16 protein-coding genes and 1 pseudogene are annotated in these 20,386 nt (G+C 70.0%); 3 read left to right on the forward strand and 14 right to left on the reverse strand.

Annotated features, from left to right (window positions below; translation table 11 throughout):
• Positions 1 to 33 precede the first annotated feature (33 nt).
• The 12 genes and pseudogenes from pgi to GQF42_RS47665 all read right to left on the reverse strand — a co-directional run bounded on the left by pgi (position 34) and on the right by GQF42_RS47665 (position 12,796).
• The gene (pgi, locus tag GQF42_RS12555; RefSeq protein ID WP_158919720.1) at positions 34 to 1,689 is read right to left on the reverse strand and encodes a glucose-6-phosphate isomerase; all 1,656 of its coding nucleotides are present in this window, start codon (positions 1,687 to 1,689) and stop codon (positions 34 to 36) included.
• Positions 1,690 to 1,984: 295 nt separating this feature from the next.
• A pseudogene (locus tag GQF42_RS45840) lies at positions 1,985 to 2,544 on the reverse strand (MFS transporter); the annotation flags it as partial.
• A gap of 135 nt (positions 2,545 to 2,679) precedes the next feature.
• A complete protein-coding gene (locus GQF42_RS12565; protein ID WP_003957010.1) occupies positions 2,680 to 3,015 on the reverse strand; it encodes an RNA polymerase-binding protein RbpA in 336 nt (111 codons plus the stop codon).
• Positions 3,016 to 3,235: 220 nt separating this feature from the next.
• Positions 3,236 to 3,466 (reverse strand): preprotein translocase subunit SecG, encoded by a 231-nt coding sequence (secG, locus tag GQF42_RS12570; RefSeq protein ID WP_067048529.1) that lies wholly within the window; start codon positions 3,464 to 3,466, stop codon positions 3,236 to 3,238.
• 114 nt (positions 3,467 to 3,580) lie between these two features.
• On the reverse strand, positions 3,581 to 4,357 hold the full coding sequence (tpiA, locus tag GQF42_RS12575) for a triose-phosphate isomerase (RefSeq protein WP_158919721.1): 777 nt from the start codon (positions 4,355 to 4,357) through the stop codon (positions 3,581 to 3,583).
• Between the two features lie 6 nt (positions 4,358 to 4,363).
• Positions 4,364 to 5,575: a phosphoglycerate kinase gene (locus GQF42_RS12580; RefSeq protein WP_158919722.1), complete on the reverse strand. Its 1,212-nt coding sequence runs from the start codon at positions 5,573 to 5,575 to the stop codon at positions 4,364 to 4,366.
• A gap of 134 nt (positions 5,576 to 5,709) precedes the next feature.
• Positions 5,710 to 6,720: a type I glyceraldehyde-3-phosphate dehydrogenase gene (gene gap / locus GQF42_RS12585; protein ID WP_158919723.1), complete on the reverse strand. Its 1,011-nt coding sequence runs from the start codon at positions 6,718 to 6,720 to the stop codon at positions 5,710 to 5,712.
• A 500-nt stretch (positions 6,721 to 7,220) separates the two neighbouring features.
• Complete coding sequence (gene whiA / locus GQF42_RS12590; RefSeq protein WP_158919724.1) at positions 7,221 to 8,210, reverse strand: DNA-binding protein WhiA; 990 nt, start codon at positions 8,208 to 8,210, stop codon at positions 7,221 to 7,223.
• A complete protein-coding gene (locus tag GQF42_RS12595; protein WP_158919725.1) occupies positions 8,201 to 9,268 on the reverse strand; it encodes a gluconeogenesis factor YvcK family protein in 1,068 nt (355 codons plus the stop codon). The genes whiA and GQF42_RS12595 overlap by 10 nt, the downstream gene beginning before the upstream one ends.
• Complete coding sequence (gene rapZ / locus GQF42_RS12600) at positions 9,265 to 10,308, reverse strand: RNase adapter RapZ (RefSeq protein ID WP_158919726.1); 1,044 nt, start codon at positions 10,306 to 10,308, stop codon at positions 9,265 to 9,267. Before rapZ ends, GQF42_RS12595 begins: the two co-directional genes overlap by 4 nt.
• Entirely contained in the window at positions 10,305 to 12,434 is a 2,130-nt protein-coding gene (gene uvrC, locus GQF42_RS12605; protein ID WP_158919727.1) for an excinuclease ABC subunit UvrC, read from the reverse strand. Before uvrC ends, rapZ begins: the two co-directional genes overlap by 4 nt.
• On the reverse strand, positions 12,344 to 12,796 hold the full coding sequence (locus GQF42_RS47665; protein WP_375998794.1) for an acyl-CoA-like ligand-binding transcription factor: 453 nt from the start codon (positions 12,794 to 12,796) through the stop codon (positions 12,344 to 12,346). The genes uvrC and GQF42_RS47665 overlap by 91 nt, the downstream gene beginning before the upstream one ends.
• 392 nt (positions 12,797 to 13,188) lie before the next feature.
• On the opposite strand from GQF42_RS47665, the gene GQF42_RS12615 reads away from it, so the two are divergent.
• Complete coding sequence (locus GQF42_RS12615) at positions 13,189 to 14,136, forward strand: hypothetical protein (RefSeq protein WP_158919729.1); 948 nt, start codon at positions 13,189 to 13,191, stop codon at positions 14,134 to 14,136.
• A gap of 59 nt (positions 14,137 to 14,195) precedes the next feature.
• Here the strand turns inward: GQF42_RS12615 and GQF42_RS12620 are convergent, their stop codons facing one another.
• Complete coding sequence (locus GQF42_RS12620) at positions 14,196 to 14,621, reverse strand: Rieske (2Fe-2S) protein (RefSeq protein WP_158919730.1); 426 nt, start codon at positions 14,619 to 14,621, stop codon at positions 14,196 to 14,198.
• Between the two features lie 486 nt (positions 14,622 to 15,107).
• On the opposite strand from GQF42_RS12620, the gene GQF42_RS12625 reads away from it, so the two are divergent.
• On the forward strand, positions 15,108 to 16,238 hold the full coding sequence (locus GQF42_RS12625; RefSeq protein ID WP_158919731.1) for a LacI family DNA-binding transcriptional regulator: 1,131 nt from the start codon (positions 15,108 to 15,110) through the stop codon (positions 16,236 to 16,238).
• Positions 16,235 to 17,146 carry a carbohydrate kinase family protein gene (locus tag GQF42_RS12630; RefSeq protein WP_158919732.1) on the forward strand — a complete coding sequence of 304 codons (912 nt, stop codon included), beginning with the start codon at positions 16,235 to 16,237 and terminating at the stop codon, positions 17,144 to 17,146. Before GQF42_RS12625 ends, GQF42_RS12630 begins: the two co-directional genes overlap by 4 nt.
• Positions 17,147 to 17,296: 150 nt before the next feature.
• Here GQF42_RS12630 and uvrA read toward each other — a convergent pair whose 3' ends face one another.
• The gene (gene uvrA, locus GQF42_RS12635) at positions 17,297 to 20,344 is read right to left on the reverse strand and encodes an excinuclease ABC subunit UvrA (protein WP_158919733.1); all 3,048 of its coding nucleotides are present in this window, start codon (positions 20,342 to 20,344) and stop codon (positions 17,297 to 17,299) included.
• Positions 20,345 to 20,386 lie beyond the last annotated feature (42 nt).

Here is a 20,386-nt window from a genome sequence, read left to right on the forward strand (position 1 = left end):
GGCCGTGCAGCGCCCGGCTCCCGTGGGGCCCGATCAGCTACGGGCGCGCAACTCGCGGTACTTCGCGACCAGCGCCTTGGTCGACGCGTCCAGGCCGGGCACCTCGGCACCCTCGGTCAGTGCCGGCTCCACCCGCTTGGCGAGGACCTTGCCCAGCTCGACGCCCCACTGGTCGAAGGAGTCGATGTTCCACACGGCGCCCTGGACGAACACCTTGTGTTCGTAGAGGGCGACCAGCTGGCCGAGAACGGACGGGGTGAGTTCCTTGGCCAGGATGGTCGTCGTCGGCCGGTTGCCCTGGAAGGTCTTGTGCGGGACCAGTTCCTCGGCCACGCCCTCCGCGCGGACCTCCTCGGCGGTCTTGCCGAAGGCGAGGGCCTGGGTCTGGGCGAAGAAGTTGGCCATCAACAGGTCGTGCTGCGCCTTGAGTCCAGCGCTCAGTTCGGCCACCGGCTCGGCGAAGCCGATGAAGTCCGCCGGGATCAGCTTGGTGCCCTGGTGGATCAACTGGTAGTAGGCGTGCTGGCCGTTGGTGCCCGGCGTGCCCCACACCACCGGCCCGGTCTGCCAGTCGACCTGCTTGCCGTCGCGCGCCACGTACTTGCCGTTGGACTCCATGTCCAGCTGCTGGAGATAGGCGGTGAACCGGGAGAGGTAGTGGCTGTACGGCAGGACGGCGTGCGACTGGGCGTCGTGGAAGTTGTCGTACCAGATGCCCAACAGGCCGAGCAGGAGCGGGACGTTGGCCTCGGCGGGTGCGGTGCGGAAGTGGTCGTCGACCAGCCGGAAACCGTCCAGCATCTCCCGGAAGCGGTCCGGACCGATGGCGATCATCAGGGAAAGGCCGATCGCGGAGTCGTACGAGTACCGCCCGCCGACCCAGTCCCAGAACTCGAACATGTTGGCCGTGTCGATACCGAACTCGGCCACCTTCTCGGTGTTGGTCGACAGGGCCACGAAGTGCTTGGCGACCGCGGAGTCTCCCCCACCGAGCGCGTCCAGCAGCCACGAGCGCGCGGAGGTGGCGTTGGTGATCGTCTCGATGGTGGTGAAGGTCTTGGAGGCGATGACGAACAGCGTCTCGGCCGGGTCCAGGTCCCGGGTTGCCTCGTGCAGGTCGGCGCCGTCCACGTTGGAGACGAAGCGGACGGTCAGCTCGCGGTCGGTGAAGCTGCGCAGCACCTCGTAGGCCATCGCGGGGCCCAGGTCGGAGCCGCCGATGCCGACGTTGATCACGTTCTTGATGCGCTTGCCGGTGTGACCGGTCCAGGCGCCGGAGCGGACACGGTCGGCGAAGTCGCTCATCTTGTCGAGCACGGCGTGCACCTTGGGGACGACGTTCTCGCCGTCGACCTCGATCACCGCGTCCCGCGGGGCACGCAGCGCGGTGTGCAGCACCGCGCGGTTCTCGGTGACGTTGATCTTCTCGCCGCGGAACATGGCGTCGCGCAGCGCGAACACGTCCGTGGCCGCGGCCAGCTCGCGCAGCAGCCGCAGCGTCTCGTCGGTGACCAGGTGCTTCGAGTAGTCGATGTACAGGTCACCGACCCGGAGCGTGTATCCCTCACCGCGTCCGGGATCGGCGGCGAACAATTCCCTCAGATGGGTGTCGGCCAGCCCTTCGCGGTGCTTGGCGAGAGCGGCCCATTCGGGCCTCTGGTTGAGCCTGGTACGGCCGTCTGCGTTCATTTCCGACTTCCGCCTTCTTTCGTGCCTGTCCCAGCTGTTCCAACCTAATTGATCACCGCGTGGTGCGAGCCGTGGTGGCGTCCCTGTGCGGCGCAACAACAGGTACGTCCGGCTGACGGGCCGGTATCAGCGAGATGACCGCGAGGGTGAACAGGGCGGCGGCGAGCAGGGCCGGGCCGTTGAGACCACGCCGGCCACCGCGCCGCCGAGGAGCGCGCCGAGCGGGGCGCCGGAGGTGGAGGAGGTGCGGAAGGCGGCGGAGACACGGCCGACCATGGCGGCCGGGCTGTGTTCCTGCATGAGCGTGCAGAAAGGTGCCGGCGTCGGCGACGAAGGGCAGGAACACGCCGACGGACAGCAGGACCGGCACGAAGGGGCCCGCCAGCAGCCCGCCTGCGAGCTGCTGACCCGTCATCAGCCTGGCGTTGGCCCCGCCGAGGGCCTCGCGTCGCGCCAGTGAGGGCAGCAGCGCCGTTGCGGCGTTGTCGAACAGCGTCTGGAGTGTGGTCTGGCCGAAGGCGAGGGCGAGCAGCAGGGGAACCGAGGCGAAGCCCGCCCCCCACCAGGAGGGCGAACGAGGCGACGAGCAGCCCGCGCACGGTGTCCACGGCCCACATCGCCCGCCGCTGGTCGACCCGGTCGGCCACGGCTCCGCCCAGCAGCCAGGGCAGATAGCCGCACGCCGTCAGCGAGGCGATGACCAGCGGGTCGTCGGTGAGCCGCACGGCAAACTTGCGGCAGCGCGGCCGTACGCAGCGCGTCCCCGAACCGGGAGACCACGGCGGCCGTCCACAGTGGGCCGAATTCCCCGCGCCACGCGGGTGCTCCCGTGCTCGCCGCCTCGATCGCAGCCATCCGCCCCCCCTCACGATGCGCCGGTGCACCACTCGATGCACACAACCGTAGAGGGCGGCACTGACAACGGGCCGTCCGCACGCGGGTCCAGACACCTCCGGCCCGGCACCCTGGGGCGCCCGGCCGGTCACATCCCTAGATCTCGCCCCGCAGTTTGGCGAGCGCCTCGGCGAGGATCGCCTCGCCGTCCGCGTCGCTGCGCCGCTCCCGCACATAGGCGAGGTGCGTCTTGTAGGGCTCGGTGCGCGGCGGGTCCGGTGGGTTGTCCCGGTCCTGGCCGGCCGGGAAGCCGCAGCGCGGGCAGTCCCAAGTGTCCGGAACCTGCGCGTCGCTGGCGAAGCTCGGCTGAGTCTCGTGCCCGTTGGAGCACCAGAAGGAGATGCGCAGACGCGGCGCGGACTCGCCGCGCTCGGCCTCGCCCATCGGCCCCGCCCCGACCCGGCTTCCTCGGATCGCGTTGCCACTTGCCACGGTCGTAACTCCCTGCGTGATGGTGCCGCGAAGCGAGTCGGCGTTCCGCTTCGCTGCGAGCGCCTCAGTCTACGTAAGGCCCAACGCGCGTCCAGTGATTGGAGTTACAAGCCCTCACACCCAGACGCAAGCCCCATGATAGGCCGCGCCCAGGAGCGCGTACCGAACATGGGGCCTTACGTACCGAATATGCGTGATCTGCGTGCTGTGCGGGAGAGTGTCAGCCGTTCGACTTCATCAGGATGCCGAGAACGATGATGCACGCGAACCACAGCAGACCGATCACGATGGTGATCCGGTCGAGGTTGCGCTCGGCGACCGAGGAGCCGCCGACGGAGGACTGCATGCCGCCACCGAACATGTCGGAGAGGCCGCCGCCCTTTCCCTTGTGCATCAGCACCAGCAGCATCAGCAGCAGGCTGAAGATGATCAGGGCGATCGAGAACCCCAAAACCACGGCTGGACCAACTTCCTCGGATTCGGATGGACGACGGGGGCACAGCACACCGGCTGTGCCCCCGCAAGAGTACGACGTATCGTCGCTACCGCCTACTCACAGCGTGCGTCACTGATCGCGGAAACGCACGATCTTGACGAACTCGTCGGCGTCCAGCGAGGCACCGCCGACCAGGGCGCCGTCGATGTCGGCCTGCGCCATGATCTCGGCGACGTTGCCCGACTTCACGGAGCCGCCGTACTGGATGCGGATCTTGTCGGCCACGTCCTGCGAGTACAGCTCGGCCAGCTTGGCGCGGATCGCGGCGCAGACCTCCTGGGCGTCCGCGGAGCCGCAGACCTTGCCGGTGCCGATGGCCCACACGGGCTCATAGGCGATCACGATCGTCTCGGCCTGCTCGGCCGGGACGTCCTTGAGGCCGCCCTCCAGCTGGGCGAGGGTGTGGGAGACGTGGTTGCCCGCCTCGCGGACGTCCAGCTCCTCGCCGACGCACAGGATCGGGGTCAGGCCGTGCTTGTAGGCGGCCTTGACCTTGGCGTTGACGATCTCGTCGGTCTCGTCGTGGTACTGGCGGCGCTCGGAGTGGCCGATGACCGCGTACGTGCACTTCAGCTTGGCCAGCATCGGGCCGGAGATCTCGCCGGTGTAGGCACCGGAGTCGTGCTGCGAGATGTCCTGGGAGCCGTACTTGATCTTGAGCTTGTCGCCGTCGACCAGGGTCTGCACGGAGCGCAGGTCGGTGAAGGGCGGCAGGACGGCGACCTCGACGGCCTCGTAGTCCTTGTCGGCCAGGGCGAAGGCGAGCTTCTGGACGTGGGCGATGGCCTCGAGGTGGTTGAGGTTCATCTTCCAGTTGCCCGCCATCAGCGGCGTGCGGGTGGTCATACGGGGTCAGTCCTCCAGTGCGGCGAGGCCGGGGAGCGTCTTGCCCTCGAGGTATTCGAGGGAGGCGCCGCCACCGGTCGAGATGTGTCCGAACGCGTTCTCGTCGAAGCCGAGCGTACGCACGGCCGCGGCGGAGTCACCGCCGCCGACGACGGTGAAGCCGTCCGAGTCGACGAGAGCCTGGGCGACGGCCCGGGTGCCCTCGGCGTAGTCGGGGTGCTCGAAGACGCCCATGGGACCGTTCCAGAAGACGGTGGCCGCGTCGGCGAGCTTCGAGGCGTACAGCTTGCGGGTCTCCGGACCGATGTCCAGGCCCTCCTGGTCGGCGGGGATCTTGTCCGCGGCGACGGTCGTGGGGTTGGCCGGAGCCTTCGTCTTCAGGTCCGGGAACTCGGGCGAGACGAGGACGTCGACGGGGAGCACCAGCTCGACGCCGTTCTTCTCCGCGCGCTCCATGTACTCGGTGACGGTCGGGATCTGGTCCTCCTGGAGGAGGGAGATGCCGACCTCGTAGCCCTTGGCCTTGAGGAAGGTGTAGGCCATGCCGCCGCCGATGAGCAGCCGGTCGGCCTTGCCGAGCAGCTCGTCGATCACGGCGAGCTTGTCGGAGACCTTGGCGCCGCCGAGCGCGACGACGTAGGGGCGCTTGACGTCCTCGGTGAGCTTCTTCAGGACGCCGACCTCGGTGCTGATGAGGTGGCCGGCGTAGTGCGGCAGCCTCTTCGGCAGGTCGTAGACCGAGGCGTGCTTGCGGTGCACGGCGCCGAAGCCGTCACCGACGTAGACGTCGGCGAGAGCGGCCAGCCGGTCGGCGAACTCGCCTCGCTCGGTGTCGTCCTTGGAGGTCTCGCCGGGGTTGAAGCGCAGGTTCTCGATGACCGCGACCTGGCCGGGCTGCAGGCCGTCGACGGCGTCGTGGGCGGCGGGGCCGACGGTGTCCTGGGCGAAGGCGACCGGAGCACCGAGGAGTTCACCGAGGCGCTCGGCGGCGGGCAGCAGTGAGAAGGCCGGGTCCGGGGCGCCCTTGGGGCGGCCCAGGTGCGAGGCGACGACCACCTTGGCGCCCGCGTCCGCGAGGGCCTTGACGGTGGGCAGGACGGCGCGGATACGGCCGTCGTCGGTGATGGTGGTGCCGTCCAACGGCACGTTGAGGTCGGCGCGGACGAAGACCCGCTTGCCGCTCACGCCGGCGGCGAGAAGTTCGTCGATCGTCTTCATTGAGTGGACTCCAAGGAGGGCTCGTGGTGCACCTGATCGTAAGAGGACGTGGTCCGTACGCGAGAGCAGGGCCCGGACAGCGCGGCGGTGCGCTGCCCGAGCCCTGCTCTCACTTCAAGGTCCTGCCGTGTCGATCAGAGCTGGCTGCCGACGAAGACCGTGAGGTCGACGAGGCGGTTGGAGTAGCCCCACTCGTTGTCGTACCAGCCGAGGATCTTCACCGAGTTGCCCTCCTGGACCATGGTCAGGGAGGAGTCGAAGGTACAGGAGGCCGGGTCGCCGACGATGTCCGAGGAGACGATCGGGTCCTCGGTGTAGGCCAGGTAGCCCTTGAGGTCGCCGTCCTCGGCGGCCTTCTTGAACGCCGCGTTGACCTCGTCCTTGGTGACCTCGCGCTGGAGCTGCACGACGAGGTCGGTGGCGGAGCCGGTGGGAACCGGCACGCGCATGGCGATGCCGTCCAGCTTGCCCTTGAGCTGCGGCAGGACCAGCGCGGTGGCCTTGGCGGCACCCGTGGTGGTCGGGATGATGTTCTCGGCGGCGGCACGGGCGCGGCGCAGGTCCTTGTGCGGGAAGTCCAGGATGCGCTGGTCGTTCGTGTACGCGTGCACCGTGGTCATCAGACCCTTGACGATGCCGAAGTTCTCGTCGAGAACCTTCGCCATCGGCGCCACACAGTTGGTGGTGCAGGAGGCGTTGGAGATGACGTGGTCGTTCGCCGGGTCGTACTTGTCCTGGTTGACGCCCATGACGATGGTGATGTCCTCGTCCTTGGCCGGAGCCGAGATGAGGACCTTCTTGGCGCCACCGGCGAGGTGCTGGGCGGCGTCCTCGCGCTTGGTGAAGATGCCGGTCGACTCGATGACGATGTCGACGCCCAGCTCACCCCAGGGGATGTCGGCCGGGTTGCGCTCGGACAGCACCTTGATGGTGTGACCGTCGACCGTGATGGTGTCGGCGGTGTGGGTGACCTCCTGCTTGAGGCGGCCCAGGATCGTGTCGTACTTCAGCAGGTGAGCGGTGGTCGCGGTGTCACCCAGATCGTTGACAGCCACGACCTCGATGTCTGCACCCTGCTGCAGCAACGCGCGGAAGTAGTTACGCCCGATGCGGCCGAAGCCGTTGATGCCTACGCGGATCGTCACGAACCGATCTCCTCGTTGGTACGCCGGCCATGCGGTGCCGGCGAGCTCTGTTTGGGATGTCCCCGACCACCACCGACCCTACCTCTCTGTGGGCCCCGGAGTGACATCGAGATGACCCATACACGGGCAGGCAGTCCGTACCCACCAGTAGAGGTACGGACCGCCTCGGATCGGCAGTGGATTCACCCGTATTTATTACGGAATGCCAGGCGCTTTTGACGCCTCCTTCACTCGTTCGTGAGCGGGTCGGCTCACTTGATGAGTACCCCGTTTGCGCACCGTTGAGAGGGGGTTCCGCTCACCTGAGGAACAAGGGGTGCGGGATCTGTCAAGGAAGGCACGCCCGGCCGTTCCCCCGCCCTCTTTGAAGGGCAGGGTTTTCCAGGCTCTTTCTGCTTCGCGGGCGCGGGAACGGGACTCGAGGCGGGCGCGGGCAGGTGTGAAAAACCGGTGCCGAAGCCCCAACTGGGCCTCGGCACCGGTGCGTTGACGAAATGAGGTCAGCCGACCAGGTTTTCCGCCAGCTCCTCGCTGAGGTTGGCCTCCGTGCTCGGGATGCCCAGATCTGCGGCTCGCTTGTCGGCCATCGCCAACAGACGGCGGATACGGCCCGCGACCGCGTCCTTGGTCAGCGGCGGGTCGGCGAGCGCGCCCAGCTCCTCCAGCGAGGCCTGCTTGTGCTCCATGCGCAGCCGGCCGGCCGCCGCGAGGTGCTCGGGGACCTCGTCACCGAGGATCTCCAGCGCCCGCTGGACCCGGGCACCGGCGGCCACGGCCGCGCGGGCGGAGCGGCGCAGGTTGGCGTCGTCGAAGTTGGCGAGCCGGTTGGCCGTCGCCCGCACCTCGCGGCGCATCCGGCGCTCTTCCCAGGCCAGCACCGACTCGTGTGCGCCGAGCCGGGTCAGCAGCGCGCCGATCGCGTCGCCGTCGCGCACGACCACCCGGTCCACGCCCCGCACCTCACGTGCCTTCGCGGCGATCGACAGCCGGCGGGCGGCGCCGACCAGCGCGAGCGCGGCCTCCGGGCCCGGGCAGGTCACCTCCAGGGAGGAGGAACGGCCGGGCTCGGTCAGCGAGCCGTGCGCCAGGAACGCCCCGCGCCAGGCCGCCTCCGCATCACAGGTGGCCCCGGAGACCACCTGCGGGGGCAGGCCACGGATCGGGCGGCCCCGGCCGTCCACGAGCCCGGTCTGGCGAGCCAGCTGGTCACCGCCCGCCACCACCCGGACGACGTACCGCGAACCGCGGCGCAGCCCACCGGGCGCCATCACGATCAGCTCGGAACTGTGGCCGAAGATCTCCAGGATGTCGCGCTTGAGACGGCGGGCCGCCATCGCAGTGTCCAGCTCCGCCTCGATCACGATGCGCCCACTCACCAGGTGAAGGCCGCCGGCGAACCGCAGAATGGCGGAGACCTCCGCCTTCCTGCAGCAGGTCCGGGTGACGGGGAGCCGGGAGATCTCGTCCTTCACCGCTGCCGTCATCGCCATGGGCCGATCCTTCCATGCATCCGAAAAATACGGTCGTACGCGGCGGCCAACAGCTCCGGATCGTGCCGGGGTGATCCATCGGTCCGGGCCACCGGCGCCAGCTCGATCGCGGCTCCCAGCCGCTTGGCGGCCTCGGTGAGCGAGTCGCGGTCGGGCACGGCGGCCTCGTCGGCCAGCACCACGTCCAGGGCGAGTTTAGGGGCGTGTCGCCCCAAAACCTCCAAATGACGCTGCGGGGAGAAGCCCTCGGTTTCTCCCGGCTGCGGGGCGAGGTTCAGGGACAGCACCTTGCGCGCCTTGGTCTCCGTGAGAGCGTCCAGCAGCTCGGGGACGAGCAGGTGCGGAATCACCGAGGAGAACCAGGAGCCGGGGCCGAGCACCACCCAGTCCGCGTCCAGCACCGCGGCGACGGCCTCGGGGACGGCCGGCGGGTCGTTCGGTACCAGGTGCACCGACTGCACCTCACCCGGAGTGAGGGCGACCGTGGCCTGTCCGCGCACGGTGTCCACGTCGTCGGGGCGCTCCGGATCGTGCCCCTTGACCAGGGCCTGCAGTTCCAGCGGTACGGCCGACATGGGCAGCACGCGGCCGTGCGCGCCGAGCAGCTTGCCGACCAGGTCCAGGGCCTGCACATGGTCGCCGAGCTGCTCCCACAGGGCGACGATCAGCAGATTGCCGACCGCGTGCTCGTGCAGGTCGCCCTTGGACTGGAAGCGGTGCTGGATGACCCGGGCCCAGGTCTGGCCCCAGTCGTCGTCACCGCAGAGCGCGGCCAGCGCCTTGCGCAGGTCACCGGGCGGCAGCACGCCCAGCTCGTCGCGCAGCCGGCCGCTGGAACCGCCGTCGTCGGCCACCGTGACGACGGCGGTGAGGTCGCCGGTGATCCGGCGCAGTGCGGCGAGCGAGGCGGACAGGCCCATGCCGCCGCCCAGCGCGACGACCTTGGGCTGCGCGCCCCGGCGGCGGGGCCGAGCGCCACGAGGCTCGGCCGGGCGCCCGGCACGCGATTCGGGCGCCAACCGGCGCAGCCTGCTAAGCCGCGGTGTACGTTCCGTCATTCCCGTCCCATGTCCCGGTGTACGACCACCGTCTCCACACCCTCGGCCGCGAGGCGCGCGGCGAGCTTCTCCGACACCGCCACCGAGCGGTGCTTGCCGCCGGTACAGCCGATGGCGATGGTCACATACCGTTTGCCCTCACGCCGATAGCCGGCCGCGATCAGGCGCAGCAGCTCGGCGTACCGGTCGAGGAACTCCTTGGCGCCGGGCTGGTTGAAGACATACGCGGCGACCTCCTCGTTCAGGCCGGAGAACGGACGCAGCTCCGGGACCCAGTGCGGGTTGGGCAGGAACCGCATGTCCGCGACCAGGTCGGCGTCGACCGGCAGGCCGTACTTGAAGCCGAAGGACATCACCGTGGCCCGCAGCTCGGGCTCCTCCTCGCCGGCGAACTGGGCGTCCATCTTGGCGCGCAGCTCGTGCACGTTGAGGCTGGAGGTGTCGATCACCAGGTCGGCGTCCCCGCGCAGCTCGCGCAGCAGCTCGCGCTCGGCGGCGATGCCGTCCACGATGCGGCCGTCGCCCTGCAGCGGGTGCGGGCGGCGCACCGACTCGAAGCGGCGCACCAGGGCCTCGTCGGAGGACTCCAGGAAGACGATCCGCCGGGTGACGCCCCGGGAGTCCAGATCGGCGAGGGACTCGCGCAGGTTGTCGAAGAAGCGGCGGCCGCGCACGTCCACGACGACGGCGATCCGCGCCACGTTGCCCTGTGAGCGGGCGCCCAGCTCCACCATGGTCGGGATGAGGGCGGGCGGGAGGTTGTCCACGACGAACCAGCCGAGGTCCTCCAGACACTTCGCCGCCGTCGACCGGCCCGCTCCGGACATGCCGGAGATGATCACCAGCTCGGGGATGGCCGCTTCGGGGGCCGCGGTCGCCGTGGCATCCGTACTCACCTGTGCTCCGTTTTCCTGGACCGCGGGCTGATCGCTTCCCTGGGGCGCGGGCTGATCGCCGGCCGCGGCCCGGGGCCGATCCTGGCTGACTTCCTCGTGCGCCCGATCTCGCTCTGCTGTGGGGTGTGCCTCGTGCTCGGTCATGTCTCCTGCCCCCGTCGTTCGTCCGGGAGACCCGCGGTCACGGGCTCCCCCGAGGAACCGCCCGTCGTATCGGGTTCCTCGTCTTCAATGATCTCTCCGGTCGCCGTGTTCACGGCGGGTGCGGCCGGAGCCGCCTGGGCGAGGGCCGCAGCGATGGTCTCGGCCGTCTTCCGGCCTATCCCGGGCACCTCCTGGATCTGTTCGATTGTCGCGGACCGGAGCTTCTTCACCGAGCCGAAATGCTTGATGAGCGCCTGTTTGCGGGTATCGCCGAGGCCGGGGACGTCGTCCAGGGGGCCGGCGCGGAAGCGCTTGGCCCGCTTGGTGCGCTGGTAGGTGATCGCGAAGCGGTGGGCCTCGTCACGCACGCGCTGGAGCAGATAGAGGCCCTCGCTGGTACGCGGCAGGACCACCGGGTCGTCCTCGCCGGGCACCCAGACCTCCTCCAGACGCTTGGCGAGGCCGCAGACGGCGATGTCGTCGATGCCCAGCTCGTCCAGGGCGCGCCGGGCCGCCGCGACCTGCGGCTGGCCGCCGTCGACCACGACCAGCTGCGGCGGGTAGGCGAACTTCCTCGGACGGCCGTCGTCGTCCTTGAGGGAGCTGGTGATCTCGTCCGTGCCGTTGAGGACGGACTCGCCGCCCGTGGGGACGGACTCACCGTCTGGGAGGACGGACTCACCGCCTGTGATGGTGTCCCCGCCGTCGGCCCACTCCCCCGTCTTCTCCTTCTCGGCGAGATAGCGCCTGAATCGGCGGCTGATCACCTCGTGCATGGAGCGGACGTCGTCCTGTCCCGCGAAGCCCTTGATCTGGAAGCGGCGGTACTCGCTCTTGCGCTGCAGGCCGTCCTCGAAGACGACCATGGAGGCGACCACGTCGTCCCCCTGGAGGTGGGAGATGTCGTAGCACTCGATCCTGAGCGGGGCGCTGTCCAGCTCGAGGGCCTCGGCGATCTCCTCCAGGGCGCGCGAGCGCGTGGTCAGGTCGGAGGCCCGCTTGGTCTTGTGCAGGGCGAGGGCCTGCTGGGCGTTGCGCTGCACGGTCTCCATGAGCGCCTTCTTGTCGCCGCGCTGCGGGATGCGCAGCGACATGTTCGCGCCACGGCGGCCGGTCAGCCACTCCTGGACCGGCTCGACCGGCTCGGGCAGGGCCGGGACCAGGACCTCCTTGGGGACCGCGTCTCCGGTCTCCTCGCCGTACAGCTGCTGGAGCGCGTGCTCGACCAGCGCTCCGGTGGTGACGTCCTCGACCTTGTCGGTCACCCAGCCGCGCTGGCCGCGCACCCGGCCGCCGCGCACGTGGAAGATCTGGACGGCCGCCTCCAGCTCGTCCTCGGCGACGGCGATGAGGTCGGCGTCGGTCGCGTCGGCCAGCACGACCGCGTTCTTCTCCATGGCCTTCTTCAGGGCCTCGATGTCGTCGCGCAGCCGGGCGGCCCGCTCGTACTCCATGTCCTCGGCCGCCGTCGTCATCTGCTTCTCCAGACGGCGGAGGTAGGCGCCGGTACGGCCGGCCATGAAGTCGCAGAACTCCTCGGCCAGCTCCTGGTGCTCCTCGGGGCTGATCCGGCCGACGCAGGGGGCCGAGCACTTGCCGATGTAGCCGAGCAGGCAGGGGCGGCCGGTGCGGGCGGCGTTCTTGAACACACCGGCCGAGCAGGTGCGCACCGGGAAGACGCGCAGCAGCAGGTCGACGGTGTCCCGGATGGCCCAGGCGTGCCCGTACGGCCCGAAATACCGCACGCCCTTCTTCTTGTGACCGCGCATCACCTGCACGCGCGGGAACTCCTCGTTCATCGTCACGGCGAGGTAGGGGTAGCTCTTGTCGTCGCGGTACTTGACGTTGAACCGGGGGTCGTACTCCTTGATCCAGGAGTACTCCAGCTGGAGCGCCTCGACCTCCGTGGACACCACGGTCCACTCCACGGACGCGGCGGTGGTCACCATCGTCCGGGTGCGCGGGTGCAGGTTCGCCAGGTCCTGGAAGTAGTTCGCCAGGCGCTGGCGCAGGCTCTTCGCCTTTCCGACGTAGATCACCCGGCGGTGCTCGTCACGGAACCTGTACACCCCCGGAGAGTCCGGGATCTCACCCGGCCTGGGGCGGTAGCTGGAGGGGTCGGCCATGTCTCACACCCTACTGGCGAGCACCGACACCGCGTCGGGCCTGTGGACAACGCCCGCGCCGTCCCGCCCAGCAGCGGGAGTCCTTCCTCCAGACGGGCCGGCGCCTCCTGCCCGGCGGCCGGGTGGTCCACGTCCGGGTCCCTCGCCCGGTCGGGGGCCACGGCGAGCATCACACCGAAGACGGCACCGGTGAACACCCGCACGGCCGGATCGGCCGCTTCACGTCCGGTTCGCCGAGCCGCCCGCTCGGACATGATCCGGATCGTCCGGCTGATGCTGTCCACACTCGCCGCCCACAGTTCCGGCACTTCGAGCACCGGAGTCCAGCGTTCGCGCCGCGCCAACAGCTCCTGGTGCGACATGGCTGCCGGCAGCTCCCGGATCACCCTGCGCTGCGCGGTCAGGGCCGACAGGACCGGAAGCCTGCGCCTGGGACAACGGGGAGGTCGGGAGGAGGTCCCGCTCGTCCACCACCTCGGTCACATCTCACTTCGGATCAGGCTCCTTGTTCCGGCTGGGCGAAGGGGTCGGAAGGGCAGGGAGGACCGGTCGACCGATGCCATGGCGGGTTCGGGGTGTTGTCGGGGTCTGGTCAACACGCTTCAATGCGGGGGAACTCGGGGCCGGGCACGCCCGTGTACGGGGCGCGGTGTGCTCAGTCAGGGGCGTCCACAGCGCCCACGGGGGTGGCCCCGCACACCAGCGCAGACGGTCTGACCAGCCGTAGCGACACCTCACAGAAAGGCGCCTCGGCATGCGGCATGCCACCGAGCACGCGGACGTCCCCACCACGGAACTGGACACGGCCCTGCGGGGCGGCCCCTTCCACGTGGCGCTGCGCGCTGCGATCGCCGCACGTGGGCTGCCGCTCCAGCGCGTCCAGCACCATCTGTCCCGGCACGGGGTCAAGGTCGGTGTGACCAGCCTGAGTTACTGGCAGCAGGGTGCTCGTCGCCCGCAGCGCCCCGAATCACTGCGGGCCGTGCGGGCGCTGGAGGAGATCCTCCAGTTGCCGGACGAGTCGCTGATCCGGCTGCTCGCCGAGTCCCAGGAGCACACGGCGACCGGCCAGTCGGCGGGCCACTCCTACCGCTCGCTGCTCGAAGCCTCGGACGTCCTGGACCGGCTCCGGGCGGACCTGGGCCGGTCCCCCGACGGCGGGCTGCACACCCTCGGCCACCACGAATACGTCCGGATCGGCGCCCGGCGCGAACTTGCGGCCCGCGAGGCCCACCACATCGTGCGGGCCCACCGCGACGGCGTCGACCGCTTCCTCGCCGTGCACCACGGCGACCCCGGCTGCCGCCCGCAGCACATCAGGGTGCGGGCGTTGGAGAACTGCCACGCCGGACGGGTCCGTTGGGACCAGGACACCGGGGTGCTGGTGGCCGAGCTGCTCTTCGGCACCCGGCTGCGCTCGGGCGACACCTTCCTCTTCCGCTACGGCGTCGAGGACGGCACGGCCGGCCCCTGCGGCGAATACCTCCACCGCTTCTGCTCCCCGGGCGGCCAGTACGCGCTCCAGGTGCGCTTCGACACGGCCGCACTCCCGGTCCGCTGCCACCGCTTCACCCAGCCCTCGGAGGCGGCGCCGCGCAGCGGCCGGCAGGCGCTGCCGTTCACCGGGCCGCACCACTGCGTCCACGTGGTCGAACCACGGATCCGGCCCGGCATCGTCGGCATCGCGTGGGACTGGGAGTGAAGTCCCGCTCGGCTCATGCCCGTTGATGTCCACCAGGACGTTGCCGGCCTGCTGTCCGCTCAGGCGTCCGGCCCCGCGATGATCCTGCCGCCCGCCGCCTTCACCGGCAGCTCGGCGAGGGGCTCGGTGGCCGGCTGCTGGACCACCTTGCCCGTCGTGGCGTCGAACTGACTGCCGTGGCAGGGGCAGATCAGGGTCGTCCCCTGCAACTTGTTGATGGGGCACCCCGCGTGCGTGCAGATCGTGCTGTACGCCTTCAGCGCGCCGCTCGTGTCTCGGCTGACGACCACGTTGTGCTCCCGGAAGAGCTTGGCGCCGCCTTTCGCGACCTCGCTCTCGGCGCCGAGATCGACCGGCGCGGTCGGGGTGGCCGCGGCGGAGGCACCGCCCGGCGCCGAGCACGCGGCCAGGCCGAGCCCGGCGACCGGGACCACTGCGGCCCCTCGAAGAACGGTACGACGGCTCGCGGACGGTCGAGCGGGCATCTGGGACTCCACTGGTCAAGGGCTCTGCAGGGCGACCATACCCGGGCAGAAGGACCGGCCCCGCGGCGGGGGCGGCAGCCGCGGAGGAGGACGGAGACCGGCTCCGGGCGAGGCGGGCAGGGACGGCAGCGCGGGACGGAGGCCGGCTCCGGGGCATGGGCAGGAACGGCGGCGCAGGACGGAAACCGACTCCGGGGAGCGGGCAGCACGGCGGCGCCGGACGGAAACCGACTCCGGAGGGTGGCGCCCACGGCGGAGGACGGAGACCCGCTCCAGGGGGCGCGCGGGGACGGCGGCGGAGATGGGGCAGGATGCGGGCGGCTGCGCGGCGGACCGGGCCCACGGGGCGGACGGCGTGGGCCGAAGCTGGCGACGTAAACGTTTGCGCAAGCGTTTACGCGAGGGTGGTCGATGAGATACGTTCCCGGCCGGAGCCCCATCAGGGGGCGGCCGGACCCAGCCTCGTCGGCTCAGGAGGGGAACGCGATGGCCACCATGGCGGACGTGGCTCGCAGCGCAGGCGTCTCCGTGGCGACCGTCTCCCACGTCCTCAACGGCACGCGCCCGGTGCTGCCCCACACCCGCCAGGCAGTACTGGACGCCATCGACACCCTCGGCTACACCCCCAACACCCTGGCCCGCTCCCTGGTGACCTCCCGCACCCGCTCCATCGGGCTCGCGGTGTCGGCGATCAGCAATCCGTACTTCACGGAGATCCTCCAGGGCGTCGAGGCCGCCGCTCTGGAGGCGGGGTACAGCCTGCTCATCGCCGATCCGCACGATGACCCCGGGCACGAACGCAAGGTCGCACAGCTCCTCCACGAGCGCCGGGTGGACGGCATGATCGTCGCCCCCTCGGCACATCCGCACGACCTTGTCGGCTACCTCCGCCGCCACCGCGTACCCACCGTCTTCCTGGACCGGGTGATCGAGGCGCACGTGCTGGACGGCACTTCGCCGGGCGGAGAAGGGGGCACCGCTACCGACGGGGGCATGCCCTGGTGCGACCAGGTCTGTACCGAGAGCGCCGCACCGACCGCGCTTCTGGTCACCCATCTCGCCGCAGTGGGCCACCGCCGGATCGGCATGGTCGCCGGCCTGCCCGGGCTCAGCACCACCGAGGAGCGCGTCTGCGGCTATCTGGACGGCCTCAGCAGTGCCGGTCTGGCGCACGACGAACGACTTGTCGTCTCCGGCAACTCCGAGTCCGCCGGCGCCGAGCAGGCCACGGCAACCCTGCTCGCGCTGCCCGACCCCCCTACGGCTCTCGTCACCGCCAACAACGCGATGACCATCGGCACCCTGCGCGCCCTGCACCGGCAGGGCCTGTCCGTGCCGGACGACATCGCCCTGGGCTGCTTCGACGACTTCGCCTGGGCCGACCTGTTCTCGCCCCGGCTCACCGCCATTGCCCAGCCCAGCAGGGAGCTGGGCGCCCGGGCCGTCCGGGTCCTCCTGGACCGGCTGAGGGAGCCACGGCGACCGGCCCGGACGGTACGCCTGCCGTGCGCGCTCGTGCATCGCACATCCTGCGGCTGCCCCGAGCAGCCGGGCGGAGCCGGAAGACCCGAGCGCCCCGAACCATCCACCCTGTCCGAGAAGGGAACCGTCTCGTGATCGTCGTCGCCGGTGAGGCACTGATCGACCTGGTACCGCAGGGCCCCGGTGCCCTCGCCGACCTGAAGCCGGCGCTCGGCGGCGGCCCGTACAACACCGCCGTGGCGCTGGGCCGGCTCGGCTCCCGCACCTCGTTCTGCTCGCGGACCTCGCACGACGCCTTCGGTGAGGCCCTGCTCGACGGGCTGCGGCGAGCAGGGATCGATGTGTCGGGCGTACAGCGCGGGCCGGAGCCGACGACCCTCGCGGTGGCCACGCTCGACGCCGGCGGCTCCGCCGCCTACTCCTTCTATGTCGACGGCACCGCCGACCGTCTGTTCACCGCTCCCGCCGCCCTCCCCGCCGGCACGCGCGCGGTGTCCTTCGGTACCTGCTCGCTCGTCCTGGAACCGGGGGCGAGCGCGTATGAGGAGCTGATGCGCGCGGCGGCCGGGCAGGGACTGTTCACCGCGCTCGACCCCAACATCCGGGCGGGACTGATCCCGGACGCGGACGCCTACCGGGCGCGTTTCAAGAGCTGGCTGCCCTCGGTGACCTTGCTGAAGCTCTCCGCGGAGGACGCGGAGTGGCTGGGTGGCACCCCGCGCGAGTGGCTGGCCTCGGGACCGTCGGCCGTCGTGGTGACCCGGGGCGAAGAGGGTCTGAGCGTGTTCACCCGGGACGGAGGGGAGCACTCCGTGCCCGGTGAGAAGGTCACCGTGGTGGACACCATCGGCGCCGGTGACACGGTGAACGCCGCCTTGCTGCACGGGCTGTCCGCACAGGACGTGCTGTCTGCGCAAGCGCTCGCCTCTCTCGGGGCGGAGGGCTGGACACGGCTGCTGCGCTTCGCGGCACGGGCTGCGGCGATCACCTGCTCGCGGGCAGGGGCGGAGCCTCCGTACGCAGCCGAGCTGGGTGAATGGTGAACTGTCTTTCTTCCCTGTGCTGTTGACAAGGTGCAGCGGGGCCACGGAGTGCCCGGAGACTCGTCCGGCCGCTGAACCGGGCCGGCTGCTGGTGGAACGAGCGGCGCCCCGCGGGAAGTTCCCGCGGGGCGCCGCTTTTTTGATGTTGTGTCAGGCCTTGGGGGTCCGTGTCGCCTTCTTCGCCGCAGTGGCCTTCTTCGTGACCGCAGTGGCCTTCTTCGTGACCGCGGCGGCCTTCTTCGTGGCCGTGTTGTTGGCCTTGGCCGTCACCGTCTTCTTCGTCGCCGACTTGGCCGCTGCCGTCTTCCGGGCCGTGGTGGCGCGCGGTGCCTTCACCGGTTCCGCGTCGCTGACACGGTCGGCACCGAGGATCTCGCGCAGGAACTTGCCGGTGTGGCTGGCCGGAACCGCGGCCACCTCCTCGGGGGTGCCCTCTGCGACCACGAGGCCGCCGCCGGCGCCGCCCTCCGGGCCCATGTCCACGATCCAGTCGGCGGTCTTGATCACGTCGAGGTTGTGCTCGATGACGATGACCGTGTTGCCCTTGTCGACCAGACCGCCGAGGACCTGGAGCAGCTTGCTGATGTCCTCGAAGTGCAGACCGGTGGTCGGCTCGTCCAGGACGTAGACCGTGCGTCCGGTGGACCGCTTCTGCAGCTCGCTGGCCAGCTTCACCCGCTGGGCCTCACCGCCGGAGAGGGTCGTGGCGGACTGACCGAGACGGACGTAGCCGAGGCCGACGTCCTTCAGCGTCCTCAGGTGCCGGGAGATGCCCGGGACCGCCTCGAAGAAGTCGGTGGCCTCCTCGATCGGCATGTTCAGCACGTCGGCGATGGACTTGCCCTTGTAGTGGACCTCCAGGGTCTCCCGGTTGTACCGGGCGCCGTGGCAGACCTCGCACGGGACGTAGACGTCCGGGAGGAAGTTCATCTCGATCTTGATCGTGCCGTCGCCCGCGCAGTTCTCGCAGCGGCCGCCCTTGACGTTGAAGGAGAAGCGGCCGGGTTGGTAGCCACGGACCTTCGCCTCGGTGGTCTCGGCGAACAGCTTGCGGATGTGGTCGAAGACGCCGGTGTACGTCGCCGGGTTGGACCGCGGGGTCCGGCCGATCGGCGACTGGTCGACGTGCACGACCTTGTCGACCAGGTCGTCGCCGTCCACGCGCGTGTGCCGTCCCGGGACGTTCCGCGCGCCGTTCAGCTCGCGGGCCAGGTGCGTGTACAGGATGTCGTTGACCAGCGTCGACTTGCCGGAGCCCGACACACCCGTGACGGCCGTGAAGACACCCAGCGGGAAGGACACGTCGATGTCCTGCAGGTTGTTCTCGCGGGCGCCGTGGACGGTGAGCCGGCGGGACGGGTCGAGGGGGCGGCGGATGTCCGGCAGCGGGATGGCCTTGCGGCCGGAGAGGTACGCGCCGGTCTGCGACTCGGTGTTTGCAAGCAGTTCCTTCAGGGAGCCGCTGTGCACGACCTTGCCGCCGTGCTCGCCCGCGCCGGGGCCGATGTCCACGACCCAGTCGGCGACCTTGATGGTGTCCTCGTCGTGCTCCACGACGATGAGCGTGTTACCCATGTCACGCAGCCGGACCAGGGTCTCGATCAGCCGGTGGTTGTCCCGCTGGTGCAGGCCGATGGACGGCTCGTCCAGCACGTACAGCACGCCGACGAGGCCGGATCCGATCTGGGTGGCCAGGCGGATGCGCTGGGCCTCGCCGCCGGAGAGGGTGCCGGCCGCGCGGTTGAGCGAGAGGTAGTCCAGGCCGACGTCGACCAGGAAGCGCAGCCGCTCGTTGACCTCCTTGAGCACCCTCTCGGCGATCTTCTTGTCGCGGGCGTTCAGCTTGAGCTCGCCCAGGAAGTCTGCGCAGTCGCTGATCGACATCGCGGAGACCTCGGCGATCGACTTGTCCATGATCGTGACCGCGAGGACGATCGGCTTCAGGCGCGTGCCCTCACAGGAGGGGCAGGGCACCTCGCGCATATAGCCCTCGAAGCGCTCGCGGCTGGCGTCGCTCTCGGCCTCGCTGTGCCGCCGCTTGACGAACGGCACCGCGCCCTCGAAGGGCGTGGTGTACACGCGCTCTCGGCCGTAGCGGTTGCGGTAGCGCACCTCGATCTGGGTCTTGTGGCCGTAGAGCAGGGCCTTCTTCGCGCGCTGGGGCAGACCAGCGAACGGGATGTCCGTGCGGAATCCGAGCGCGTCGGCGAGGGCGCCGATCAGACGGCCGAAGTAGTCCTTGGTGTGGCCGTGCGACCAGGGGTGGATGGCGCCCTCGTCCAGGGACTTGTCCGGGTCCGGGACGAGCAGCTCGGGGTCGACCTCCATGCGCGTGCCGATACCGGTGCACTCGGGGCAGGCACCGAAGGGCGAGTTGAAGGAGAAGGAGCGGGGCTCCAGCTCCTCGAAGGAGAGGTCGTCGTACGGGCAGTACAGGTGCTCCGAGTACATACGCTCGCGCTCGGGGTCGTCCTCCGGGAGGTCGACGAAGTCGAGTACGACCATGCCGCCGGACAGGCCGAGGGCGGTCTCCACGGAGTCGGTGAGGCGGCGCTTGGCGGAGTCCTTGACCGTGAGGCGGTCGATGACCACCTCGATGGTGTGCTTCTCCTGCTTCTTCAACGTGGGCGGGGCGGAGAGCTGGATCGTCTCGCCGTCCACGCGCGCGCGGGAGTAGCCCTTGGTCTGGAGGTCGGCGAAGAGATCGACGAACTCGCCCTTGCGCTCGCGCACCAGCGGCGACAGCACCTGGAAACGGCTCCCCTCCGGGAGCTCCAGGACCTTGTCCACGATGGCCTGCGGCGACTGGCGTGAGATCGGGCGTCCGCACTCGGGGCAGTGCGGCTTGCCGATGCGCGCGAAGAGCAGACGCAGGTAGTCGTAGACCTCGGTGATGGTGCCGACCGTCGAGCGCGGGTTGCGCGAGGTCGACTTCTGGTCGATGGAGACCGCCGGGGAGAGGCCCTCGATGAAGTCGACGTCCGGCTTGTCCATCTGGCCGAGGAACTGCCGGGCGTACGAGGAGAGCGACTCCACGTAGCGGCGCTGGCCCTCCGCGAAGATCGTGTCGAAGGCCAGGGAGGACTTGCCCGACCCGGACAGGCCCGTGAAGACGATGAGCGAGTCACGAGGCAGGTCGAGCGAGACATTCTTGAGGTTGTGCTCGCGCGCGCCACGGACGATGAGACGGTCGGCCACGCCGGTCCGCACCTTTCTTGAGAGAAGTGACAGGGGCGGGGC

Source organism: Streptomyces broussonetiae (genome assembly GCF_009796285.1).
GTDB classification, from domain to species: Bacteria; Actinomycetota; Actinomycetes; order Streptomycetales; family Streptomycetaceae; genus Streptomyces; species Streptomyces broussonetiae.

Coding starts and splice junctions, on each gene's coding strand:
- pgi (WP_158919720.1), bottom strand. CDS start 1,689: ATGAACGCAGACGGCCGTACCAGGCTCAACCAGAGGCCCGAATGGGCC.
- tpiA (WP_158919721.1), bottom strand. CDS start 4,357: ATGACCACCCGCACGCCGCTGATGGCGGGCAACTGGAAGATGAACCTC.
- GQF42_RS12580 (WP_158919722.1), bottom strand. CDS start 5,575: ATGAAGACGATCGACGAACTTCTCGCCGCCGGCGTGAGCGGCAAGCGG.
- whiA (WP_158919724.1), bottom strand. CDS start 8,210: ATGGCGATGACGGCAGCGGTGAAGGACGAGATCTCCCGGCTCCCCGTC.
- GQF42_RS12595 (WP_158919725.1), bottom strand. CDS start 9,268: ATGACGGAACGTACACCGCGGCTTAGCAGGCTGCGCCGGTTGGCGCCC.
- rapZ (WP_158919726.1), bottom strand. CDS start 10,308: ATGACCGAGCACGAGGCACACCCCACAGCAGAGCGAGATCGGGCGCAC.
- uvrC (WP_158919727.1), bottom strand. CDS start 12,434: ATGGCCGACCCCTCCAGCTACCGCCCCAGGCCGGGTGAGATCCCGGAC.
- GQF42_RS47665 (WP_375998794.1), bottom strand. CDS start 12,796: ATGTCGCACCAGGAGCTGTTGGCGCGGCGCGAACGCTGGACTCCGGTG.
- GQF42_RS12615 (WP_158919729.1), top strand. CDS start 13,189: ATGCGGCATGCCACCGAGCACGCGGACGTCCCCACCACGGAACTGGAC.
- GQF42_RS12620 (WP_158919730.1), bottom strand. CDS start 14,621: ATGCCCGCTCGACCGTCCGCGAGCCGTCGTACCGTTCTTCGAGGGGCC.
- GQF42_RS12625 (WP_158919731.1), top strand. CDS start 15,108: ATGGCCACCATGGCGGACGTGGCTCGCAGCGCAGGCGTCTCCGTGGCG.